This window comes from Yoonia sp., from assembly GCF_017854415.1.
Classification (GTDB): Bacteria; Pseudomonadota; Alphaproteobacteria; order Rhodobacterales; family Rhodobacteraceae; genus Yoonia.
This window is the reverse complement of the sequence record NZ_JAFMHR010000209.1, coordinates 1-1066: the sequence shown is the minus strand read 5'-3', so window position 1 is coordinate 1066 and position 1066 is coordinate 1. Positions and strand designations below refer to the sequence as shown.

1 pseudogene is annotated in these 1066 nt (G+C 53.5%); it reads right to left on the bottom strand.

Annotated elements, in window-relative coordinates:
• Positions 1-483 (bottom strand): annotated as a pseudogene (locus QZ197_RS15490) (hypothetical protein); the annotation flags it as partial.
• Positions 484-1066: the final 583 nt, after the last annotated feature.

Here is a 1066-nt window from a genome sequence, read left to right as displayed (position 1 = left end):
ATCCTCTGCACCGCCGTTGACGTTGTTGGACGGGGCCAGTGAAAACGACAGATTGCTGGACCAAGGGTTCAGGCGGGTTACGCCGCGGGCATCATTGAGTGTGCGCGCACGTTCTTCGGCGTTGGGGGCCACCGTCAAAGCACGGCGCAGCCAAAAAGTGGACAGTGTATAGCGTTCTTCGTTGGCGGCAGCCAAGGCGGTCAGGCGGGCCGCTTCGTATTTTTGGAAATCAGTGGTCGAAACAGCAAATGCGCGCGCACCAGCCTTGCGGCCACGTTCCGGATCACCAAGACGGGGAGCAGCGGCAGCGACGATCAACAACGAGGCGCGGTCGTCCGGGACTTGCGACAGGATTGCTTCGGCGATTTGTATGGCGAGCTGGGGGTCGTCGGCAAACAAAGCTTGCGTTGCAACGTCGCGGGCTTGGTCGAGGGTGAGGTCAACAGTTGTCTGGGCGCTGGCGCCACTTACGAAAAGGATCAATAGGAAAGCTAGGCAATGTAATTTAGTCATCTAGGGCCCGACTGGTTTGAATTTAGTTGAGCGGTCTATCGCAGGCGCGTGCGCTAAGGCGGGAATTTCAGTCTGCCACTTGGCGGCGTTTGTCGACGAAAAAAACTGTTCTAGGATCTTTTTCCTTACCGTCGGAAACCCTGCGGAAGTAGAGGAGGGTGCGGGTTAGAGCTATGTCAATACGTCCCATACTAATGTGCTCGAGCGCCCAAAGACACTCTAGATTGTCTGGGGGCTACATTGGTACCAAAAGCATTTCTGGTCTCTTAACTTATTCTTGCATTTAGTATGGATAAGAGCCTGCTGATCTCCAAATGACAAGCACCGATCGAAGTTAGTGCAAGTCATTTGACGCTAAAAAAGGGCGGCAATGCGAAGATATTGCAAGTCAAGTCTGGCCGATCCTGCGGCGGATTTTTCGCGTGTATGATGTAGTTGGAATACTCATTGAAGCGGTTATAAGATACTCATTGGACTGGCACGACGGACGGCGCGCCATAGAACGAAAGTTGAGGGCGAAAATTGCAGCAGTATCACGATGCATTAAGGACCA